This is a genomic window from Morganella psychrotolerans, assembly GCF_001676055.1.
GTDB lineage: Bacteria > Pseudomonadota > Gammaproteobacteria > Enterobacterales > Enterobacteriaceae > Morganella > Morganella psychrotolerans_B.
The window spans coordinates 20534-36933 of record NZ_LZEX01000015.1; the positions used below are offsets into that span (position 1 = coordinate 20534).

18 protein-coding genes and 1 pseudogene are annotated in these 16400 nt (G+C 49.1%); 17 read left to right on the plus strand and 2 right to left on the minus strand.

Features of this window, described 5'->3' with window-relative positions; translation table 11 throughout:
* The first annotated feature begins 9 nt into the window (after window positions 1-9).
* The 16 genes from AYY17_RS11135 (at window position 10) to AYY17_RS11205 (ending at window position 11504) form a co-directional block, all read left to right on the plus strand.
* Entirely contained in the window at window positions 10-618 is a 609-nt protein-coding gene (locus AYY17_RS11135) for a hypothetical protein (RefSeq protein ID WP_011039662.1), read from the plus strand.
* 125 nt (window positions 619-743) lie between these two features.
* A complete protein-coding gene (locus tag AYY17_RS11140; protein WP_067423765.1) occupies window positions 744-2459 on the plus strand; it encodes a DUF4942 domain-containing protein in 1716 nt (571 codons plus the stop codon).
* Window positions 2460-2509: 50 nt separating this feature from the next.
* Window positions 2510-3391, plus strand: coding sequence for an AbaSI family restriction endonuclease (locus AYY17_RS11145; RefSeq protein ID WP_067423767.1), 882 nt, complete (start codon window positions 2510-2512; stop codon window positions 3389-3391).
* Between the two features lie 147 nt (window positions 3392-3538).
* Window positions 3539-3886: a hypothetical protein gene (locus AYY17_RS11150; RefSeq protein WP_067423769.1), complete on the plus strand. Its 348-nt coding sequence runs from the start codon at window positions 3539-3541 to the stop codon at window positions 3884-3886.
* A 120-nt stretch (window positions 3887-4006) separates the two neighbouring features.
* Window positions 4007-4132, plus strand: a complete 126-nt coding sequence (locus tag AYY17_RS22545) for a hypothetical protein (RefSeq protein WP_268873025.1) — start codon at window positions 4007-4009, stop codon at window positions 4130-4132.
* 261 nt (window positions 4133-4393) lie between these two features.
* Window positions 4394-5164: a hypothetical protein gene (locus AYY17_RS11155; protein ID WP_067423770.1), complete on the plus strand. Its 771-nt coding sequence runs from the start codon at window positions 4394-4396 to the stop codon at window positions 5162-5164.
* Between the two features lie 8 nt (window positions 5165-5172).
* Window positions 5173-5595, plus strand: a complete 423-nt coding sequence (locus tag AYY17_RS11160) for a hypothetical protein (protein ID WP_137022600.1) — start codon at window positions 5173-5175, stop codon at window positions 5593-5595.
* On the plus strand, window positions 5592-6110 hold the full coding sequence (locus AYY17_RS11165) for a hypothetical protein (RefSeq protein ID WP_156656698.1): 519 nt from the start codon (window positions 5592-5594) through the stop codon (window positions 6108-6110). The genes AYY17_RS11160 and AYY17_RS11165 overlap by 4 nt, the downstream gene beginning before the upstream one ends.
* Window positions 6107-6670, plus strand: coding sequence for a hypothetical protein (locus AYY17_RS11170; protein ID WP_067423773.1), 564 nt, complete (start codon window positions 6107-6109; stop codon window positions 6668-6670). Before AYY17_RS11165 ends, AYY17_RS11170 begins: the two co-directional genes overlap by 4 nt.
* 94 nt (window positions 6671-6764) lie before the next feature.
* A complete protein-coding gene (locus tag AYY17_RS11175) occupies window positions 6765-7118 on the plus strand; it encodes a hypothetical protein (protein WP_011039671.1) in 354 nt (117 codons plus the stop codon).
* A gap of 103 nt (window positions 7119-7221) precedes the next feature.
* Entirely contained in the window at window positions 7222-7827 is a 606-nt protein-coding gene (locus AYY17_RS11180) for a hypothetical protein (protein WP_067423775.1), read from the plus strand.
* Window positions 7824-8162 (plus strand): GNAT family N-acetyltransferase, encoded by a 339-nt coding sequence (locus AYY17_RS11185; protein ID WP_067423779.1) that lies wholly within the window; start codon window positions 7824-7826, stop codon window positions 8160-8162. The genes AYY17_RS11180 and AYY17_RS11185 overlap by 4 nt, the downstream gene beginning before the upstream one ends.
* Before the next feature lie 30 nt (window positions 8163-8192).
* Window positions 8193-9017 carry an FAD-binding oxidoreductase gene (locus AYY17_RS11190; protein WP_082981376.1) on the plus strand — a complete coding sequence of 275 codons (825 nt, stop codon included), beginning with the start codon at window positions 8193-8195 and terminating at the stop codon, window positions 9015-9017.
* A 77-nt stretch (window positions 9018-9094) separates the two neighbouring features.
* Window positions 9095-9628 (plus strand): hypothetical protein, encoded by a 534-nt coding sequence (locus AYY17_RS11195; RefSeq protein ID WP_067423782.1) that lies wholly within the window; start codon window positions 9095-9097, stop codon window positions 9626-9628.
* A 9-nt stretch (window positions 9629-9637) separates the two neighbouring features.
* On the plus strand, window positions 9638-10792 hold the full coding sequence (locus AYY17_RS11200) for an acyl-CoA dehydrogenase family protein (RefSeq protein WP_067423784.1): 1155 nt from the start codon (window positions 9638-9640) through the stop codon (window positions 10790-10792).
* Between the two features lie 103 nt (window positions 10793-10895).
* Complete coding sequence (locus AYY17_RS11205; protein ID WP_067423786.1) at window positions 10896-11504, plus strand: FAD-binding oxidoreductase; 609 nt, start codon at window positions 10896-10898, stop codon at window positions 11502-11504.
* Window positions 11505-11578: 74 nt separating this feature from the next.
* On the opposite strand, the gene AYY17_RS21725 is transcribed toward AYY17_RS11205, so the two are convergent.
* Window positions 11579-12259, minus strand: coding sequence for a helix-turn-helix transcriptional regulator (locus AYY17_RS21725; RefSeq protein WP_067423787.1), 681 nt, complete (start codon window positions 12257-12259; stop codon window positions 11579-11581).
* Window positions 12260-12528: 269 nt separating this feature from the next.
* Between AYY17_RS21725 and AYY17_RS11215 the strand changes: the two genes are divergently transcribed.
* The gene (locus AYY17_RS11215; protein ID WP_268873026.1) at window positions 12529-13161 is read left to right on the plus strand and encodes a GntR family transcriptional regulator; all 633 of its coding nucleotides are present in this window, start codon (window positions 12529-12531) and stop codon (window positions 13159-13161) included.
* Between the two features lie 197 nt (window positions 13162-13358).
* Here the strand turns inward: AYY17_RS11215 and AYY17_RS11225 are convergent.
* A pseudogene (locus tag AYY17_RS11225) lies at window positions 13359-16326 on the minus strand (Tn3 family transposase).
* Window positions 16327-16400 lie beyond the last annotated feature (74 nt).

A 16400-nucleotide genomic window follows, 5' to 3' on the forward strand; every position in this document is an offset into this window, starting at 1 on the left:
GAAGTGCAAATGAGCCAACCATCGATAGCGCAACGCATTCACACCAAATTACCACCGAACTCGGTTGAGGGAGCTATTCAGGCGCTTGAGAATACAGCCTTGCTTTCAGGAGCTGACGTGTTATCTATTACCGTCATGCGCAACACGATCTACGCGAAGTTGGAAGAATACAGCGATGTGTTATCTCTTTCGCCGGAGCGGGTCCTCCAGTCACTAGAGGATATTCGGGGTCATGAGTCGCCAGTTCAGTTCTACAGCGATCAGCGCCTGCCGGAAATTTGCGATGCTTACACTTGGCCGACCGCTGAAGAATTTCGCGAGTGCCTCAGTGAAAGCGGTTCAGCGCCCGTATTCCTTTGCCCGAACTGCAATCAGGATTCGAACCACGAAAGTGAATGCACCGCGCAAATCACAGATAGACACGGTGTTCAAGTAAATTGTGGCTGGATCTTGAGCCCAACCTCGGATATTCTACGAAACAGTATAAAAATACTCATACAAGCTGAGTTTTTGAATAATCTCCAGATCCATCATCTTTTTCGCCCTAAAGGAGTCGCTCTCCCAACGCGAGTTTGTTTTGATGAATTTGGTGAAGACCTTGAAGACGACGTGTGTTGAGAGATAAGAAAGTAGTACCTTATTTAATAGATGCCTCGTTTAGGACGAGGCTTTTTTTTTTGCCGATTCACTTCGTCAGCAGTTACCCCCACAGGATAATAATTCTATTTCCCGTGAGGTACTCCATGACCACTTTAGCCATCTACGATCCCAATCGCGCCGTTGAATTTCAGCCTATGTTACCCCTGTATCAAACTGAAGACAGTCATCATGCTGGTATCAATCCGCATGAAGGGTTTCGTATGTTTAATTCACTGACTCAGTTGCTCGCGGAGTACCGTGAGGCTCGTAGCGAAATCGAATCCCTGCATCTCGCTGTGATGGGCAAGCGCCACAGCCAGGCATTTCGCTATTTCACAGACGGATGTAACAACTCGATGGGGACTACGTTGGCCGTTGATTGCCTGTTTGATCTCCAGCGCGCCACATGCGCACTGGATGAGTCTTTCTGGCAACAGGTATTAGATCTGACTGGGGTACGAAACTTTATGCCGACCGCCCGAAAAGATGAATGGTACAACACGCTTCGACAGTGGCGCAAAGCTTCACCAGATCGACTTACCACCCTGCGGCCCGTTGCCTTCACGGAAGAGAACGTGCTTGCCACAGCCAAAGGCTTGACCACCGAGAAAAAAGATTATTTCGCAGAAATGGTCGAAGGCGTATTCAAAAACCTGTCCGTATTTCACAAAACCAACAAGGCGCAAGGATTTAGTCCGAAAATGGTAATCACTAATTGCCTGCCTTGCCGTGACTATAAGCGGGGTTATGACAATATGGATTACCTCAGCGATCTACGTAAAATTATCGGCCTCATGCAAGGCCGTCCCGGCGCAGAGATCGTGAATAAATGGGCGTTAGAGCAATCCCTCAGTAATAATGTTGGGGAGTGGATATCGGTAGACGGTGGCACTCTGACATGCAAAGGCTTCCTGAATGGCAATGTACATATTCAGGTCTCAGAGGCTGTGTGCGATGACCTCAATACGGTATTAGCTTACCGAATGCCTGGCCTCATCCCACAGTTCAAAGAGCGAGGAAAAACCAACAAGGCACCGCACAACACGCAATACACAGGCGATTTAATTGACTACCGGATTGCGTTCCCAACATGCACTGAACTCGCTGAAATGGCGCGAAACAACCAACACAGTGCGAAACAATATGGCACAGGACCATTCACTATTGTAATGCCTCGCCTATACCATTATGCCGACCTGGTGAGGAAGGAGCTTGATAGCATCTTCCGCATTCTGGGCGCTGTAGAGCTTAAACCTGAAGTCTACGAATTTGAATTTTGGCCGATGGAAGCATTTAAAGCGATCGCCATCAGTGGCACGCTGCCCGACCAGAAAACGCATCAGTTCTATCCAACAACAGGCGAGCTTCAGAAAGCTGCAATGGATGAATGTGACCCGCAAGAAGGGGACTCACTATTAGAACCGAGTATCGGTTTTGGCACACTTCTCCGCAACTTGCCGGAGGGCATCAAGGTAACTGGGGTAGAGACAAACAGCGTTGCTGCTGCGTGCTCGCGCCTACGCTGGGATACCTACCAGCAAAATTTCCTAAATGCCACAGTTAAACAACTCGGATTATTCGAACGAGTGTTAATGAATCCTCCCTATTCTCAAAACCGATGGAAATTGCACGTTAAGCATGCTCAGCAATTCGTTAAGAGTGAAGGTAGGATAGTTGCCATCCTGCCAGGCAGCGCTACGCAAGACAATGTTAAGGCGTTAATTGAGAGGGAATGCTCAGTCAATCAAGTAGGTTCCTACGAAAACGCATTTGATAAGACAAACATTAACGTTAAACTATTCGTTATTGATTTTTATTAAAATTATTTGCCGAAGCATACTCTATATACTACGGCATTAACGGTAATCTCATGAGCAAAACAGACTACATACTCCGTGCGTTGTCAAAGATTTCGCATAAACGCTGGGAGCACTACATTATCAATCGGGTCGTCCATACGCTGGATGATCCAGATATTGAGTTCGTTTGCCAACAGTGCATTCGAAAAGAAGGGCACTTAGGCAAAATATACCTTGCTGATCTGCTTTTTCCACAGCTGAACCTCTATCTTGAGATTGATGAGGCTCATCATGATAGTAACGACGCTAGAAAAGCTGACGCCGTGCGTCGTTTAGATATCGTAGAGGCAACAGGGTTCCAGGAGGAACGGATCCCTGCCAGTAACATAACTCTCAGCGAGGTAAATAAGCTGGTTGATGAGTTTGTCCGTTTAGTTAAAGACAAAAAAGAAGAGCTCGAAAATCAAGGCCTGTTTTTCCGCTGGGACTATGACGAACGATACTCTGCAAAAAAGCATATAAATACTGGCTACATGGCCGTGGGCCCTAACTCGGTTTTCCGATATCACAGAGATGCTTTGCAATGTTTTGGGTACCGAAGAGAGGGACATCATCAGTCAGGCAGCTGGGCTCTGCCTGCTGAAGTCGTTCAGTCCATCGGATTGACAGGCCGCGTAATGGTCTGGTTTCCTCGTTTGTATGAGGCTGGAGAGTGGAAAAATGCACTCTTGGCAGACGGCAACAAGATCACTGAACAAAGCCTTAATGCAACAAGAAACTATCAGGAAACGTGGGATTACCGCATTGTTATGGCGCATTCCCGTGATGAATTAAACCGTACCTTGTACCGTTTTTTAGGCGTCTTCGCTATCGACGTTGATAAGTCCTCAGACGAAGTAAAAGTGTTCAGTCGTGTTCATAGCCAAGTCAACGTTTACCGCTCCCAAAATTAGCCGACATTTTGTCGGCCATTATCCTTCGTCACCGTTCCCCATCATCGTAAAATAACGGCCTCATAGGTTAGCTATGCCATCTTTGCTGCTTTTTCTACACCTATATGGCTCGCGTTATCAGTGATTATCTAAACCCAGGACAACAGTGTGACTCAGTTTGTTAATTTGCGCGGTAAGCGATTGGCTTTTTCCGCCAAAGATTCATCTTCTATCCCTCCCGGTGCTTCAGGTCTTATTTATCCTAAAGACTCAGGGTTTATCATTACCGATGAGACAGGCATTGAACGCCTTTTTATTGAGCACGACAGGGCCACAGGGGTCTCCTGGTTTTTAAAAGTTAGCCGTCGTGGCGTCCGCCGTTGGTTTGAGCCAACTAACGATGACACGCTCAAAGAATTCGGGTTAGACACCCTTGACTATACCGCCTCAATCATCCTTGCCGGGCGTGTCCACCAGCAATGTAAAAAATACCTTTCAACGATACAGGCACGATAAAACATCAGGTAAACAGCCCAGAACAAGCAAAAAATGAAGGCGTTTCGATCTCCTTTACGTTCTTTGTCAGCGGTAGTTGCATGAGACAATTAACGCATTCGAAACTGCTTAGGAAGAGTCATGGGTAAATTTAAACATTGGTTAAAGCTGGTGGTCTACCGCTTTACATTGAGCAACGACGAACTTTCGAAGTGCCTGGCTGATCGCCGGAGCATGGATGAGTTTCGCCGCAAGGCTCTGATGTGAAACAGCGCATGAAACTCCATGAGCTCGCTGGTGGTCGTTGCAATGAAGATGGCGGAGAGGGAATCCCGTTAACATTCCAAGGTATCCGTCTGAAAGCTTATCAACCTGCCGAGGTGACTATTCTTGCCTCACGATCTACAGGCTCCAACGTTGTAGACCTTAGCACGCGCCGAAAGCGTCGTGACCTGGTCAATGTCATTTCACACTCGTCGCACCAAAAGCGTTGCGGTCAATAGTCCATATTTAAATAAGGGATTTCCAATGTCCACCATGCAACACGCGAAAGTTAGCTCCCATTCTATCAAGCCCGTTTTCACCGAAACCTGTAAATCATTTGTAAGCGTTTATGGAGTTTTAATGCTGGTTGTTCCGGCCTTAATTGGAGGGGGATTACTTTCCCTGATGATGCAGAGACTCTCAATGGCCGATATTGGTTTCTTCATCCTTCAACCCGTATTCATTGCCTCACTGGTGATGATGACGCTGACCCATCAAAAGATCACTGGCAAAAGACTGCCTGTGAAAAACCACATCCGTAACCTGCTAGTGACTTTGTTTGCCGGTGTTATTGCCACATTCTTGTTGGTGTTTGCGCTTTGGTGCTTCAGCCTTTATATGCCAACGGCCAGCGCTGCCGCAGGTAACACTCAGGTTCCAGTCCCGTTAGTAATGGATCCTGTCTCCCAGCCACAAGGCTCCCTGTCGTTATTCCCGGTCTACTTCAACATGTACAGCCTGGTGACGTTCACAACCTTTATCATCCTGCCCATGATGCTAATGTTCATCGGGACTGTGGTGCGCTGTGAGAGCTCATTATTTCGTAACTTCAAAACGGTCTTCTTGGCAGTATTTCGCAACGTGAGCATTATGATTATCATCGCCATGCTTTCACTTGCCGTGCTCGCTCTGTGGTCGTATACGTCACTCAACAGTGACTGGTTGGTGTTTTCTTCCATCGTTCCCATCGCGCTATTAACCGCTGTTATCCAACGTATTGCCGCGCTGTCTTTGCCTGTCGAAATTAAACTATGAGGTTAACCATGAAACTCCCCATCGCTACATTAATAATCATAATGCTGTCTCTGGGCTTTGCCACAGCAAAAGCCGCGCCTTTGCCTAACGAAGCCATCGGCGAAATTGCAGGCTCACACGGTGCTGTACTGACCTCAATTGCTGAGTGCCGAGCGTACATTGAAAGCCCAAGTTCGCGAGGCCAAGAGGTAGCCCTTAAAATGCAGCAGGCGTTACATAAAGCGCTCGGTGCCGAAGAAAGCACTGATGAAAGAGCGCAGGCCATGACAGAAAAAATGCGTGAAAATATTGAGCAATTCACCGGCCAGCTGAAAACTCAGTTTGATGAGATCGGGGCAGGCCCAGATTTTCGCCGTGAGAAGTGCGAGCAATTGATTGCCGGGAGCATTGCGCGCGCCGAGCAAGTAGACATCAAATACGGAGTTAAATGATGGTGTACGTGCTGATCGCCATTATCGTGATTTTGCTCCGTTTTCTTTATGTTCTGGACAATAATAACCGCACCTACCTTTGGAAATTGACCAATAAAATGATTGTCATGAGTGACTCACTTAATATTGTGACATCACCTCATCATCTTGGTTCGATACCAGTATTAATCCTAACGTTGGTTAAAAACCTTGAGCACAACCGAGCTGCGGCCATTGCCTATCTGCAACTGAATATTCCGAACAGTCCTGAAGCCAATACAATCGCATGCGAACTTCGATATACGCAGGCCAGTGCTAAGCAAGGCTTATGCCGAGTCGTCGTTTTGCTCGTAGATCTGGAACGCAAAGGGCAGAACGTTTGTCGACTAGTGGATGCGTTACGAGTGACGGATTTGGATGCAGATGACGTGTATACCGCTTTGGACGAACGGTACCCATCAGGTGGGCAACACACTCCGTTACTACTTTTAAGTGACTCGATCCCTGGGCACTGGGATTTAGGTGGTAAGAAATGAATAAGTTTCGTATTACTCATACCTACGCAATTCGGAAAGATGATTTTTACGCGATTGAAACCACAATGAGTTTGCGTCAGGTCAATATGGCTGTTGCTTATCTTCAGTTTATGCACTTCAACCTTCCGTCCTTCAACTTCCTTAATGACGGGCTGTGTGAGCTGGATGTCATCGTGTTAATGCACCGCATCTACGGCGCGTATGTCATTACTGATCGTACCGCTATCGAGGCGGAAGTTGATCTCTATGTTAACTGGGAACAGCAGCTGTGCCAGATTCAAAAAATACTCCCCGAAATACATGAGATAGCAAGACCCGGCGTGAATGAAAGTATCCTGTTCCACTTGTGGGAAATGGGTAACCGGATCCTCCCGATGCTCAAGCAGACTAACACCGCTCTGCATGATGAAGCCATGCTTCAGCTACCGCGCATCGACAGAGTGCTCAAAGGAACCGCAGTTGACTCGGCCTGGGGTTGGTGTTCTTTCGACGGCGAACCTTGTGGTGGTAATGTCTATACCAAGCAATCAACTCCGGATTTACTCGTGAGGATTTTTTGATGAATCGACTCGGTGAGCTACCAAATGGTGCTGTTTGGCCGCACTTGCTTAATGTTATTCAGCGTGATGTTTATGCCCAATTCGGTGGAGAATCATGAACATTAAAAAACTGTTTGCAGTAAAAAAACCTTGTACAAATTGCCCCTTCAGAAAGGTGGGAGGGATCTCGCTGGCAGAAGGGCGCTTGGATGACATTAAACGCACATTGCTTTCATCAGACCAAGAGGTTTTCTTCTGTCACAAGACGACCTACCAGGGTAGTGCAGACGACATGGAAGAAGGGCAGTATCAGCCATCAGGCCGCGAATCCTACTGTATGGGGGCTATGGCTTGGCTCTATGTCAACTGCCGTCTAAACCTCGCCACCCGATTAGGCATACTTCAAGGCAGTGTTACCATTGAGGAACTGGAAATAGCGACAAAGACCATCAACACGACAACGCCATAATAAAACGTTGCACAATAAACCACCCTTTTGTGTAGGTTAAACCTGCAAGAATTGGCTATATGCTCTACATCCTAGCCTAAATAATCTTCTTACAGGTTTAACGATGATCTCCCTACTTCATGCAACTTCCCCACTGCTTTGCAGCGATATTAAGCATGCTCTAGACTCCCTAAACATGCATCACCGTGCTGTTCGCCTAGCTGATTCAAACGGCGTTGTGTCATTATTTAGTCTTCACCCAGTATCTGAAAACGTCATCTCCCATTCTTTGGGAGAGTGTTCGGATCCTGTATCTGAATATCTAAAGCTTACCCCCCAACTTCTTGAATTTGAGCAGGCCGGAAAAACCGTTCTTACCCATATTAAATCGGACAACCTGCCAGCCGTGGCCGCTGCGTTGAATGTTGGATTCAGTTCAAGTGGATTGATTGCGTTTAAAGATCCTAACGGCTCTGATGTTGATGTGGTTGAACTACAATTCACAAGTCCTAAATCTGTTCAAAAATCCTTCACTCCATTTCCTAAAGAAGGGCTGTCCGATGGAGTGCTAACACTACGCGTTTCTTCCCGGCCAGATGGAACTCGAATGTTCCAAGATCACCACGACTCTATTACTCGATTTTGGTCTATCTATCCTGACATTCCATTTTCTCAGTTTGATAAAGACTGTCGCTTAGCTGGACTGTATTGGTTGCTGGGAAAAAAATGATGCTCTCGATTTTTGAAAATAAAACGCAAGAACTAATAGGAAGAATCAGCCTTCGGCCTGTAGTTCCCCCCAACGTAGGTGATGTTGGCTACGGTGTCTACTCAGGCTTTCGAGGCAAAGGTTATGCTTCCTTAGCTCTAAAGATGTTTTCAGAGTGGCTCATGACTGAGGGGGGGTTCTATCGTCTGGAGTTAGGCGTTAAACCCGAAAACGTGGCCTCCAAAAAAGTCGCACTGAAAGCAGGCTACATTCATGAAGGTGTCAGTAAAACCCGTCTAATTAATCAGGATGGTACTTTCAGTGATCAACTGAGTTACGTAAAAACAAAACCCTGAAGTAATAATTTATCCATATAAGTGAATATCATGAAAGAAGATTTCTTGAGCTATATCGAGTCTCGTGTTGATGGTGAATGTGTGTTCAGAGCAAAACGTCTGCCTGATAACGTCAGTGCTTTTCGCCGTAGGAAAATTAAAGGGATTTTTAGGCCAAATTCATTCATTGATCTCCAGCAGATTGTGATCGGCGCAAATGAGTTTCCAGGAACCCGATTGCACCCTGTAAGTGTTGGGTATAACTGGGGACTTGGTTCTAAGAAGGATCTTGCTGATGGTAGCTACCTTGTTGAACTACAAAAATTAAATACAGTACGAAAAATTGATACTGACCAAGGCTGGGCAATTATTGAGCCTGGCGTGACTCAAGGTGAGCTGTCTGAGCTGTTAATTGGCACCCCAAAAATGTTAAACATAACAGCGTCTTCTGCTCACTCTAGCTTCCTCGGCAACTCGCTGGATAGAGGGGTAGGGCTTCGTCACCAACGGACTGAAGACCTTGTTGGCATTGAAGTTCTATTGCCAACGGGAAAAGTTATTCGCGTTGGCTGGTGGCCCAGCCATGTTGAAACGCCTGTGTATTCACATGGTGTTGGGCCCTCGCTGGTACAATTCTTTGCTCAGTCGAGTTTTGGGATCATCACGGCGGGAGTAATCAAACTCCATAACCGCCCTGAAAGCACCAATGTAGTTCGATTTAACTTCAGCCGGAAATTGCTTTCACCAGCAATACAGCTGTTGAAAAAGTGGGTAGCCAATGGGCTCAGTAGTGGTGTATTGAAGATTTATGACACCACGGCCAATTCAACTTACGGGGGGGTAGTGACGGCTTATATACTGTCCACCTGTGTGTAGACGGCTTATCTGATGATGTCGTGCAGCGAGTTAGTTTGATCAAAAGGCTGTGCGAGTCTTCACAAGTGTTCACAAATGTGACATCCAATCCGGTCACCGAAGGTAATTACCCTGGGCCTGATGTAATCGCAAATTTAGTTGAAGCCGCGCATGTTGGCGATACCTCACTAAATGACACTCTGCTTAGGAAAACGCTGGGGGCCGGTCATACCAAAATTGATGCTGGTGGCAATGGCTGGATCTTCTTCCTCCCGTTAATTCCTTTTACTTCTGATGCCTTGGAAATGGCCTATCAGTTGATTGATGAGGTTCACAAAGATACAGGAATTCTTTGTGGAGCTACGATCAACGCCCTTAGCGGTGATGTAATTGACCTGGTCGTATCTATCGCTTTTAAGAAAACCGAGAAAGAGTCGGCGGATGCGTTAGCAGCCTTAAATAAGTTACATGAAAAATTTACGGCCAAAGGATTTATCCCGTACCGGCTGGGTGTTGAGCATGCCAAATGGGCATCACTAGTCACACCCGGCGAAGGTGAAAGATGCTTCGTTCGTGAATTAAAACAATTCATTGACCCCAATAATATTATCAGTAATGACCGATATTTATAGGTGAGCAAAATGCACGCAATCTCATTCGAATCATTGTTACTTGATGCAAAAAAACTGGCGAAGGAAGTTTCTCCTGAAAGTCGAGCGTTCGAAGAACAGCGCCGGTTACCCACCGAGGTAGTTAACAAACTCAAAAGGATCGGTGTATTTAGAATGAATTTCCCTATGGAATGGGGAGGACTGGAACTAACCTCACCTCAACAAACGCAGATTATTGAGCAGCTTGCGGTAGGTGATGCAGCTGTAGCTTGGTGTGCAATGATTGGTAGTGACTCTGGGATCTACTCAGGCTTTATAGAAGAGTCAGTGGCCCGCAACATGTTCACTGTTGACTCCATAACAGCAGGTTGGATACATCCACAAGGGAAAGCTGAAATAGTGCCTGGTGGATATCGCGTTACTGGCCGCTGGCGGTTTGGTAGTGGATTAAGCCACTGCGACATACTCAGCGCTGGGTGCTACGTTTACCAAAACGGAAATAAGCTCTTAGATGCACAAGGAGCGCCGATTTGGCGGGTTATGATGGCTAAACCAGATGAGTACGAATTGCTGGATAATTGGCACACAACAGGACTAGCAGCAAGTGGAAGTCGTGATTATTGCGCCAACGATTTGTTTATTCCTTTTGAACACAGCTTCAGTTTTAGTGAGCCGTATCGTAAAGGCCCTTTGCATGACGTTCCTGATGCGATCCTGCGCAATATGGCAGGGATACCTCTGGGGATGGCTCGCGCATCGCTGGACTATGCAATCAGCCTCGCCGAACACAAGTTCGACCGTTCATTGTCCGTTTCATGGAAAAACAGCTCACGCGTACAGATGGTCCTTGCACAGTCCGAAATTGCGCTCTATAGCGCCCGTAGCGCTGTATATTCCTCTCTAAGTGAGCAATGGGATAGTCTTACGGGTAAAGAGCCTCTAAGCGATATGCGGCGCATTACTGTTGCCTTGGCAAGGCAGCAAGCGTTCGAAGTTTCCCGGCAAATTATCTCATCCCTTTATGACCTTGTTGGTGGGGCTTCGATCTATAAAAGAGAAACCCCAATGGACAAATGGTTACGCGATAGCTACACCATGAATCAGCATGCGGTTGCCAGTGAATCGATTGTTCAGCAATGCGGGCAATATCTTCTCAATGGACATTCAAACAACCTGTTCATTTAATACGTATAGGCTGGGTAATCCCAGCCTAAGCTGTGAGGTTGAAATGACGACTGCTAGCATATCCAGTGTGAGCAACTTAAATTCTTACATATGCCGAGTTGGGATGTTTTTTGATACGGAATTGAATTATATATCAGGTCAGTTCATCCATGTAACTTTGGAGTGCGGCCGCTCTGGGTACTTTTCAATAGCCTCTCCTGAAAGGGTAGGCCAAACAATCGAACTACATATTGCAGACACAGGAAAACCTGATAGTTTTCTGTCAAAACTACAAGTCGGTGATAAAGTCAGCGTTGCCGGTCCTATGGGGAATGCTTGGTTGCGGTTAGATACCTATAGACCAATCATCATTCTGGCATTTGGCTCGGGGTATTCTTATGCCCGCTCTATATTGCTTACTGAAGCATCTAATGACACGAACAGAAAAGTAAGCTTTTACTGGATTACTCAAACCGAAAAGGACTTTTATGAAAGGGACATGTTGGAGTCTCTACCAGAACGATTTTCAGTAAATTTACTTCACTTCCCTAAAGGAGAGGGAACAAACAAGAGTGTGATTAATGCATTGAAAAATAAAATAAAAGAACATCCTGCCATTGCAAACTACGATGTTTATTTGGTAGGAAAAAGGAGGGAGTGCTTGCTTATCAGGCAGGTTATCTGCTCTCGGTTCGGTGCAAATGTCACTCGCGTATATAGTGATTCCTTTTGATATTATGCAATTAAAATTACCTCGTCGATGCATTATATCTCTTTACTTAGCATAGGTATTGAATTTCTAAACGGTTACCATCCTCTCATAGCCGCGATGGCCTGTTTCATATTACTTGAATTTAGTTTTGTTAATATGTTTTTGACGTGAAATTTAACTGTATTCTCTGAAATGGATAATCTATTTGAGACTTCGCTATAGGTTTTACCTCGACTTACCAGATTTAAAACCTGTAGCTCTCTAGCGCTGAGGATCTGCAATTTATCTTCTGGGCACTGGTTGTATTTTTGCAATGTGCTTTCATGAAGGATAAGAATTCTTCTGTATACGTCATCATTAAGGCGTTTGTCGTTCTCCATCATTTCTAGTTGTTGCTTTTCACCCCAAACACTAAAAGCAATAACGTTATCCATATGGTCATGTAAGGGGATGGTGTACCCATTCAAAACACCAGGAATTACATGCTTGGATACCCTAACATTCCTCACATCCAAAAATGGTTTACTTCCTACATCCACCCAGTGAAAAGGAAGTATACTTTTTTGAGCGTAGACCATGATAGGATCGATGTGATGAAATGATAGTTTTTCATACTTGTTTTTCCAGTGCTGAGGGAAGTTTGAAACAATAGATGGGTTTTGCTGTTTGCTCTTAGGCTTAACAGCATAGGAGAATCCCTTGCTTCCTAGCGAATCCGTTATGCTATGAATTTGTTCTATAATCTCCATATCCTTACAATCGATCAACCCCTTCACTTTCACCACCTCTCTCGATTACCTCAGTCCCAGCCCATAGGATACTCGGCTTCAAGCCTGAAAGCATCACGACCGTATGACATGAAAGATATGTTTACTTCTTTAAATTGCTTTTTCAATAAGATTCAATTCTAATTAATTATTCCTATCAATACTTTGTTAGGCATAAAACACCACGGAATATGTTGTTATGAATAAAAAAAAAATTTAAATTAAGTGATATTTCAGATCGGGTTCTTTCCTCATTAAATGCAAAACCTCCGCGTAGGATCAGCTTAACCCAGCAAGTTGAAAACCGCCTAAAATGTGCCCTTATATTGGGGTTTCTTGCGCCAGGACAAAAGGTGGTCACCAAAGACATTGCGAATTCGTTAAATATGAGCATCACCCCTGTCCGAGAGGCATTGGTCAGGCTTTCTTCATATGGGGCGCTGGATGTTTCACCTTCGCATGCATTTCTGGTTCCCGAAATTCAACCAGACCGCCTTATTGAATTGATGGGCATCCGGAAGTTATTGGAGTTGCCCGCGATCACTCGCTCAATCAATATCATGTCTGATGACGATCTTGGCTCGCTTGTGGAACTGACTCGAGATCTTGAAGTGGCTCACTTGTCCGGGGAAATTCAAACTGCCGTTCAGCTACACTGGGCGTTGAGGTTGCGCATGTTTTCACTCTCTAATTCTCCTGAACTTATGGCGTTGATTACCCAGCTCTGGGTCAGTGTTGGACCTAGCTTCCACTTTCTTTATGGAACCACATCACTAGAAGATTGGCCTAAATACTATTTTCCTTTGCGTGATGCGCTGCTCAGTAGGAATGCAGACAGTGTCATTCAAATTTTCACCAATTCCATCGACAGTGGCTTAAAATTGTATATGGATATTCACGGGAAGGGTTAAGTTTAATGCAGTTACTCGAATTCATCCGTTACTTGTACCTAAGCCAAAAAAACAAGTTATTCATCGCAATATTTATTGTCGCATTAACCGCAGTTCAGCTTGTAAACGAGGGCGTTGATGCGACGACATTTCTTGGTTTCATCCTTGGCTTAGCATTTGTAATGGGGGAGCCCGCAGAATTCGGAAAAAATCGTACGCTAAGGTTTTCCGGGCATCCGTAGGGGCCGAAACTTCCCGTCTTCCAGTCTGCGGCTCTGCCGCCAGACGTAATCGCCGGTTAGGTTGATGTGCTCCCAGCCCAGCGGCGACAGGAATTGCAGCAGCTCGCCGTCCACCGGCTTGCCGGCCTCGACCAACCCCTGGGTGGCGCGTTCCAGGTACACCGTGTTCCACAGCACGATAGCCGCCGTCACCAGGTTGAGGCCGCTGGCCCGGTAGCGCTGCTGCTCGAAGCTCCGATCCCTGATTTCCCCAAGGCGGTTGAAGAACACCGCCCTGGCCAGCGAGTTACGCGCCTCACCTTTGTTCAGGCCGGCATGCACGCGGCGGCGCAGTTCAACACTTTGCAGCCAGTCCAGGATGAACAGCGTGCGTTCGATCCGGCCCAGTTCGCGCAGGGCGACAGCCAGGCCGTTCTGACGCGGATAGCTGCCGAGCTTGCGCAGCATCAGCGAGGCGGTAACGGTGCCCTGCTTGATCGAGCTGGCCAGGCGCAGGATGTCGTCCCAATGAGCGCGCACGTGCTTGATGTTCAGGGTGCCACCGATCAGCGGGCGCAGCGTCGGGTAGGCCTGCACGCCCTGCGGCACGTACAGTTTGGTTTCGCCGAGGTCGCGGATGCGTGGCGCGAAGCGGAAGCCCAGCAGGTGCATCAGGGCGAAGACGTGATCGGTGAAACCGGCCGTGTCGGTGTAGTGCTCCTCGATCCGCAGGTCGGACTCGTGATACAGCAGGCCGTCGAGCACATAGGTGGAATCTCGGACGCCGACATTCACCACGCGTGTGCTGAACGGCGCGTATTGGTCGGAGATGTGGGTGTAGAACAGCCGTCCTGGCTCGCTGCCGTACTTCGGGTTGACGTGCCCGGTGCTCTCACCCCGGCCGCCAGCGCGGAAGCGCTGGCCATCGGAGGATGAGGTGGTGCCGTCGCCCCAATGGGCAGCGAAGGCATGGCGGTACTGGTGATTGACCAGCTCGGCCAAGGCCGCCGAATAGGTTTCATCGCGGATATGCCAGGCTTGTAGCCAGGACAGCTTGGCGTAGGTCAGGCCGGGGCTCGACTCGGCCATCTTGGTCAGTCCGAGGTTGATTGCATCACCGAGGATCGCGGACAGCAGCAACGTCCGGTCTTTGGCCTCGGCCCCGTCCTTCAAGTGGGTGAAGTGGCGGCTGAAGCCCGTCCAATCGTCCACGTCCATCAGCAGTTCGGTGATCTTGATGCGCGGCAGTAACTGACTGGTCTGGTCGATCAGCGCCTGCGCCCGATCCGGCACCGCCGCATCCAGCGGGGTGATTTTCAGGCCGGACTCGGTGAGGATGGCATCGGGCAGATCGTTGTCCTTGGCCAGGCGGGCGACAGTGGCCAACTGCTCGTCCAGCAGCTGCAAGCGCTCTTCCAGGTACTGGTCGCTGTTCGGGTTGATCGCCAGCGGCAGGGCCTGTTCCCGCTTGAGCGCGGCGAACTTCTCGGCCGGCAACAGGTAGTCGTCGAAGTCGCGGAACTGCCGCGAGCCCTTGACCCAGATGTCGCCGGAGCGCAGGGCGTTCTTCAGCTCGGACAGCGCGCAGATTTCGTAGAAGCGCCGGTCGAGGCTTCCGGGGTGATCACCAGCGGCTTCCAGCGCGGCTTGATGAAGGCGGTGGGGGCATCGGCCGGCACCTTGCGCAGGTTGTCGGCGTTCATATCACGCAGGGTCTGCACGGCTGCCAGCACGCCTTGTGCGGCCGGGGCGGCGCGCAGCTCCAGTACCTCCAGCAGGGCCGGCGTGTAGCGGCGCAGGGTGGCGAAGTTCTCGCCGACCAGGTGCAGGTGGTCGAAGCCCTCCGGCCGGGCCAGCAGCTCGGCCTCACTGACGCTCTCGGTGAACTCGTCCCAGGGAATCACCGCCTCGATGGCGGCGTAGGGATCGCTGCCGCTTTCCTTTGCCTCCAGCAGCGCCTGGCCAATCTTGGAGTACAGGCGCACTTTGTCATTGATCGCCTTGCCCTGCTTCTGGAACTGCTGCTGATGCTTGTGTTTCGCGCCGCTGAACAGCTTGACCAGGATGCGGTCGTGCAGATCCACCAGCTCATCAATCACGGTTGCAGTGCTCTCCAGTACCACGGCGGCCAGGGTCGCATAACGTCGCTGCGGCTCGAACTTGCCAAGGTCTTTGGGCGTCATCTGCCCACCCTCGCGGGCCAGCTTGAGCAGGCGGTTCTGGTGGATGTGCCGGCCAAGGCCTTCGGGCAAGTCCACCAGCTGAAATGTCTTCAGCCGTTCGATGTGCTCAAGCATGTGGCGGGAGTTGGGTTTCAGCGGTGCCTGCCGCAGCCAGGTCAACCAGGTGATGCTGCTGCCGGCCTTGAGCTTAAGCAACTCGTCCAGCTTGGCCCGATGCGAGTCGGTGAGAGGTTCGACCAAGGCGCGGTAGACCCGCCGATTGGCCCGTGCAATGGCCTCCGAGCAAGCCCGGTCGATCACCGCTCACGCCGGCAGGATGCGTCGCTTCTGCCGCAGGCTCTCCAGCGCCTGGCCGGCCAGCAGCAAGCCCTTGTCGGTCTGCTGGGCCAGTTTGGTCAGCTCGCGCACCAGGGCGCGGAAGTCGGACAGGCCGAACGGGGCCAGTTGAAGGTAGGTGCGCAGTTCCTGGGCGTGCTCACGACGGGTCACATCGCGCTCGCCGTACTTCGTCCAACTCGCCGGATCGGTCTGGACTTGCTTGGCCACCCACAGGATGACCGGTTCGGGCAGCTCGCTGTCAGTGCCCAACGCATAGCCGGGGTAGCGCAGCAGGCAGAGTTGCACCGCAAAGCCCAGACGGTTGGCGTCGCCGCGCCGCTGGCGGATCAGTGACAGGTCGGAATCGTTGAAGGTGTAGTAGCGGATCAGGTCATCCTGGCTTCCGGCAGCGCGAGCAGGCTGGTCCGCCGTCCGTGGCCGAGAGGATCAAGCCGACGCGGCATGTGTCAGTCGTCCGTGCGGAGGTACTGGTAGAGAGTTCGCGTGATGTTGAACTCGCGGGACGAGCTGCGCCTTG

Coding starts and splice junctions, on each gene's coding strand:
- AYY17_RS11135 (WP_011039662.1), top strand. CDS start 10: ATGAGCCAACCATCGATAGCGCAACGCATTCACACCAAATTACCACCG.
- AYY17_RS11140 (WP_067423765.1), top strand. CDS start 744: ATGACCACTTTAGCCATCTACGATCCCAATCGCGCCGTTGAATTTCAG.
- AYY17_RS11145 (WP_067423767.1), top strand. CDS start 2,510: ATGAGCAAAACAGACTACATACTCCGTGCGTTGTCAAAGATTTCGCAT.
- AYY17_RS22545 (WP_268873025.1), top strand. CDS start 4,007: ATGGGTAAATTTAAACATTGGTTAAAGCTGGTGGTCTACCGCTTTACA.
- AYY17_RS11155 (WP_067423770.1), top strand. CDS start 4,394: ATGTCCACCATGCAACACGCGAAAGTTAGCTCCCATTCTATCAAGCCC.
- AYY17_RS11160 (WP_137022600.1), top strand. CDS start 5,173: ATGAAACTCCCCATCGCTACATTAATAATCATAATGCTGTCTCTGGGC.
- AYY17_RS11165 (WP_156656698.1), top strand. CDS start 5,592: ATGATGGTGTACGTGCTGATCGCCATTATCGTGATTTTGCTCCGTTTT.
- AYY17_RS11170 (WP_067423773.1), top strand. CDS start 6,107: ATGAATAAGTTTCGTATTACTCATACCTACGCAATTCGGAAAGATGAT.
- AYY17_RS11175 (WP_011039671.1), top strand. CDS start 6,765: ATGAACATTAAAAAACTGTTTGCAGTAAAAAAACCTTGTACAAATTGC.
- AYY17_RS11180 (WP_067423775.1), top strand. CDS start 7,222: ATGATCTCCCTACTTCATGCAACTTCCCCACTGCTTTGCAGCGATATT.
- AYY17_RS11185 (WP_067423779.1), top strand. CDS start 7,824: ATGATGCTCTCGATTTTTGAAAATAAAACGCAAGAACTAATAGGAAGA.
- AYY17_RS11190 (WP_082981376.1), top strand. CDS start 8,193: ATGAAAGAAGATTTCTTGAGCTATATCGAGTCTCGTGTTGATGGTGAA.
- AYY17_RS11200 (WP_067423784.1), top strand. CDS start 9,638: ATGCACGCAATCTCATTCGAATCATTGTTACTTGATGCAAAAAAACTG.
- AYY17_RS11205 (WP_067423786.1), top strand. CDS start 10,896: ATGTTTTTTGATACGGAATTGAATTATATATCAGGTCAGTTCATCCAT.